Annotated in this window: 5 protein-coding genes; 4 read left to right on the top strand and 1 reads right to left on the bottom strand. The window is 52.4% G+C overall.

All coding sequences use genetic code 11. The features are described 5' to 3' along the window. The 4 genes from lpxC to mutT all read left to right on the top strand — a co-directional run. On the top strand, window positions 1-824 hold an 824-nt coding region (gene lpxC / locus RT340_RS21805), incomplete at its 5' end, for a UDP-3-O-acyl-N-acetylglucosamine deacetylase (RefSeq protein WP_313377736.1). A gap of 268 nt (window positions 825-1,092) precedes the next feature. Then, complete coding sequence (gene secM / locus RT340_RS21800; protein ID WP_176505769.1) at window positions 1,093-1,593, top strand: secA translation cis-regulator SecM; 501 nt, start codon at window positions 1,093-1,095, stop codon at window positions 1,591-1,593. 75 nt (window positions 1,594-1,668) lie between these two features. Continuing rightward, window positions 1,669-4,374, top strand: coding sequence for a preprotein translocase subunit SecA (secA, locus tag RT340_RS21795; protein ID WP_313377735.1), 2,706 nt, complete (start codon window positions 1,669-1,671; stop codon window positions 4,372-4,374). A 56-nt stretch (window positions 4,375-4,430) separates the two neighbouring features. After that, window positions 4,431-4,823: an 8-oxo-dGTP diphosphatase MutT gene (mutT, locus tag RT340_RS21790; RefSeq protein WP_024554123.1), complete on the top strand. Its 393-nt coding sequence runs from the start codon at window positions 4,431-4,433 to the stop codon at window positions 4,821-4,823. On the opposite strand, the gene yacG is transcribed toward mutT, so the two are convergent. Further along, window positions 4,820-4,972, bottom strand: a 153-nt coding sequence (gene yacG, locus RT340_RS21785; protein ID WP_313377737.1) for a DNA gyrase inhibitor YacG, incomplete at its 5' end; no start/stop codon positions are given. The genes mutT and yacG overlap by 4 nt on opposite strands.

Below are 4,972 nucleotides of genomic sequence, written 5' to 3'. Positions count from 1 at the left end.
CGGCTAATACCGGGGTCATCTATCGTCGCACTGACTTGAATCCACCGGTTGATTTCCCGGCTGATGCAAAATACGTGCGCGACACCATGCTGAGTACCTGCCTGGTGAATGATGAAGGCGTGCGTATATCGACGGTTGAGCACCTGAATGCTGCATTGGCTGGCTTGGGTATCGACAACATTATTGTTGAAGTCGATGCGCCCGAAATCCCAATTATGGATGGCAGTGCCGCGCCTTTTGTCTACTTGCTGATGGATGCAGGCGTCGAAGAGCTGAATAGTGCGAAGAAATTCGTACGCGTTAAGCAGACGGTGCGTGTTGAAGATGGTGATAAGTGGGCCGAGATCAAACCTTATAACGGTTTCTCTCTCGACTTTACTATCGACTTCAAACATCCGGCAATTGACTCAAGCTCGCAGCGTTACCAGTTAAACTTCTCGGCTGAGGCGTTTGTTCGCCAAATCAGTCGTGCGCGCACCTTTGGTTTTATGCGTGAAATCGAATATCTGCAGTCTAAAGGCCTGTGCCTGGGCGGTAGCTTAGATTGTGCGATTGGTCTTGATGATTTCCGCGTACTCAACGAAGACGGTCTGCGCTTTGAAGATGAGTTCGTTCGTCACAAAATGTTGGACGCGATTGGCGACCTGTTTATGTGTGGCCACAACGTGATTGGCGCATTCTCTGCGTTCAAATCGGGCCATGCGCTGAACAACAAGTTGCTGCAAGCGGTTCTGGCGAAGCAGGAAGCCTGGGAATGGGCAACCTTCGAAGACGAAGCTGAACTGCCACTGGCATTCAAAGCTCCAAATTTAGTTCTGGCGTAAGTCAGTCATAAAAACGGCAGTTTCCCTGACACCCTCTCCGGTCAGTGGAAGCTGCCGTTTTTTATTGCCTGTTTTTTATTCCTGCAAGACCGCTCTCAATTCTCTGCTATCACTGGCGAAAGCCTGTACAAATAAACGTGAAATCCCCCGTAAGCCCTTTAATCACTGGTGTCCTGGCCCCACATAAGTGCTATTATCTGGCGCTCATATGAGCAGGTTCGCGGATAACCGCAACGGCTTCATTACTTTATTTAACTGTGGACAGGTTGTGATCGGGATTTTCTCACGCTGGCGACAATTAGGCAGACGCTACTTCTGGCCTCATCTCTTGTTAGGGATGGTGGCGGCCAGTTTGGGCTTGCCTGCCTGTGCGCAAAGTGCGGAGTCCACGGCGACAGACTCGCCCATCAGCAGCCTGTTTGTCGGCAATGTTGTTCATTTCGATCATTTAATCCGTCTGCAGGAAAGTGCGCGTCGACCTAATTTCAATGTCGATTACTGGCATCAGCATGCCATTCGCACGGTCATTCGCCACCTCTCATTTAGCATGACGCCACCAGCAGAAGCGGAAGAGAGTCATACTGCCCCGCTGGCGGCACAAAAGCTGGCGTTAATCGATTCGCTGCAGGCGCTACTCACATCGCCAGCTCAACCCGCTATTGCATTAGAGCCGCAGGAAACGCTGCGTCATCGCGAACCTCAAATTCACACTTCTGCTGACTGGCAGGCTGCTATTCATGGCATCCGCGCCGGGCCTGCCATTGCTTAACAGCTAACGATTTTCCACATCCTGTTTTAGATTTTCCAGCCCGCATGAATGCGGCTGAATTGAGAAAAATTTACCATGTTAATCAAATTGTTAACCAAAGTATTCGGCAGCAGCAACGATCGTACTCTGCGCCGCATGCGCAAAATCGTCGATGTCATCAATAAGATGGAGCCGGATTTCGTCAAGCTCTCGGATGACGAACTGAAAGCCAAGACCGACCTGTTCCGTGAACGCCTGAAGAAAGGTGAAAGCCTTGAAAGCCTGATTCCTGAAGCCTTTGCCACGGTGCGTGAAGCCAGTAAACGTGTGTTTGGTATGCGCCACTTCGATGTACAGCTGATTGGCGGCATGGTGCTGAATGAGCGTTGCATCGCCGAGATGCGTACCGGTGAAGGTAAAACCCTGACGGCAACACTACCGGCTTACCTGAACGCATTGAGCGGTAAAGGCGTGCACGTGGTCACGGTGAACGATTACCTGGCTCAGCGTGATGCCGAAAACAACCGTGCACTGTTCGAGTTCCTGGGTCTGTCTATCGGTATCAACCTGCCAAACATGCCCGCGGTGGCGAAACGCGCTGCCTATGCTGCGGATATCACCTACGGTACTAACAACGAATACGGCTTCGACTACCTGCGCGACAACATGGCATTCAGCCCGGAAGAGCGTGTACAGCGTAAACTGCACTACGCGTTGGTGGATGAGGTGGATTCCATCCTGATCGATGAAGCGCGTACGCCGTTAATCATCTCCGGTCCTGCTGAAGACAGCTCCGAGCTGTACACCAAAGTGAATAAAATCATTCCTCACCTGGTACGCCAGGAGAAGGAAGACTCAGAAACCTTCCAGGGTGAAGGCGACTTCTGGGTCGATGAGAAAGCACGTCAGGCTCACATGAGCGAGCGTGGTCTGGTAAAAGTTGAAGAGCTGCTGGTGAGCCAGGGCATTATGGAAGAAGGTGAGTCACTTTACTCGCCAACCAACATCATGCTGATGCACCACGTGACGGCTGCACTGCGTGCGCATGCGCTGTTTACCCGCGATGTCGATTACATCGTAAAAGATGGCGAAGTGATCATCGTTGATGAGCACACTGGCCGTACCATGCAGGGACGTCGCTGGTCTGATGGTTTGCACCAGGCTGTTGAAGCCAAAGAAGGCGTGGAAATCCAGAACGAGAACCAAACGCTGGCTTCCATCACCTTCCAGAACTACTTCCGTATTTATGAAAAACTGGCCGGTATGACCGGTACTGCTGATACCGAAGCATTTGAATTCAGCTCGATCTATAAACTCGATACCATCGTGGTGCCAACTAACCGTCCGATGGTGCGTAAAGATATGGCTGACCTGGTCTATATGACCGAGAAAGAGAAGATCGACGCGATCATCGAAGACATTCGTACTTGCACTGCGAAAGGCCAGCCGGTGCTGGTCGGAACCATTTCGATTGAGAAATCAGAGGTGGTCTCTAACGAACTGACGCGCGCGGGTATCAAACACAGCGTACTGAACGCCAAATTCCACGCCAGCGAAGCGGATATTGTGGCACAGGCAGGTCAACCAGCTGCAGTCACCATCGCAACCAACATGGCAGGTCGTGGTACCGATATCGTGTTGGGCGGCAGCTGGCAGGCCGAAGTGGCAGCGCTGGATGAACCTTCAGAAGCGCAGATTCAGGCCATCAAAGAAGCCTGGAAACTGCGCCATGATGCAGTTCTGGCATCGGGCGGTCTGCACATTATCGGTACTGAGCGTCACGAATCACGTCGTATCGATAACCAGTTGCGCGGCCGTGCGGGTCGTCAGGGTGATGCCGGTTCATCACGCTTCTACCTGTCAATGGAAGATGCGTTGATGCGTATCTTTGCTTCGGATCGTGTGTCTAACATGATGCGTAAACTGGGCATGAAGCCAGGCGAAGCGATTGAGCATCCGTGGGTCACCAAAGCCATCGCCAATGCACAGCGTAAAGTGGAAAGCCGTAACTTCGATATCCGTAAGCAGCTGCTGGAATACGATGATGTGGCCAACGATCAGCGTCGCGCTATCTACAGTCAGCGTAATGAACTGCTGGACGTGTCTGATGTGTCTGAAACCATCAACAGCATCCGTGAAGATGTGTTCAAGGCCACTATCGACACCTACATTCCACCGCAGTCGCTGGAAGAAATGTGGGATATTCCGGGCCTTGAAGAGCGTCTGCGCAACGATTTCGATCTGGATCTGCCGATTGCAGAATGGCTGGATAAAGAGCCGGATCTGCATGAAGAAACGCTGCGTGAACGTATCATGAGCCGTGCGCATGAAAACTACGCGTCGAAAGAAGAAGTGGTTGGCGCTGAAATGATGCGTAACTTCGAAAAAGGCGTGATGCTGCAAACGCTGGATTCACTGTGGAAAGAGCATCTGGCGGCGATGGATTATCTGCGTCAGGGCATCCATCTGCGCGGTTATGCGCAAAAAGATCCGAAGCAAGAATATAAACGCGAATCGTTCGCTATGTTCGCCGCTATGCTGGAGTCGCTGAAATATGAAGTGATCAGCACGCTCAGTAAAGTTCAGGTGCGCATGCCGGAAGAAGTTGAAGAGATGGAGCAGCAGCGTCGCCTGGAAGCGGAGCGTCTGGCGCAGATGCAGCAGCTTAGCCACCAGGATGATGATTCTGCGGCTGCGGCAGCCATTGCTGAACAAACCGGCGATCGCAAAGTGGGTCGTAACGACCCGTGTCCTTGCGGCTCCGGGAAAAAATACAAGCAGTGCCACGGCCGTCTGAGCTAAGGCATCCATAAACAGAAAGGCGCAGCGTGCTGCGCCTTTTTTTACGGGCAGAGTAAATGAAAAGACTGACTATTGCGGCTGGCATTATACGTAATCGCCAGGGCGAAATCTTTATTACCCGTCGCGCCGCCGACGCGCACATGGCGAATAAGTGGGAGTTTCCAGGCGGCAAGGTGGAAGCGGGGGAAAGCCCGGAGCAGGCGCTGGTGCGCGAACTTGCCGAAGAAACGGGTATTAACGTAACGTCCGCTACGCTATTTGAATCGCTGGAATATCAGTTCCCCGACAGGCATATCACTTTATGGTTCTTTCTGGTGGAAAGCTGGGAAGGCGAACCCTGGGGTAAAGAAGGGCAACCGGGACGATGGGTTGCGCAAGGCGAGCTTATCGCCGACGAATTCCCGGCTGCAAATGAACCCGTAATCAATAAACTGAAACAGCAGCCTTAAGGCTGCTGTTCGCTCCAGTCATCACTTTCTGAGCGATCGCCGCTGCTTGGGATCCGCTTCTCTTCATCCGCCCACTCACCCAGATCGATAAGCTGGCAACGTTTGGAACAGAAAGGTCGGTAAGGGCTTTTCTCGCTCCACGCGACCGG

The organism is Pantoea sp. CTOTU50773 (assembly GCF_032082325.1).
Classification (GTDB): Bacteria; Pseudomonadota; Gammaproteobacteria; order Enterobacterales; family Enterobacteriaceae; genus Pantoea; species Pantoea communis.
The sequence above is the reverse complement of the archived record's forward strand: the minus strand, read 5'-3'. Positions and strand labels throughout refer to the sequence as shown.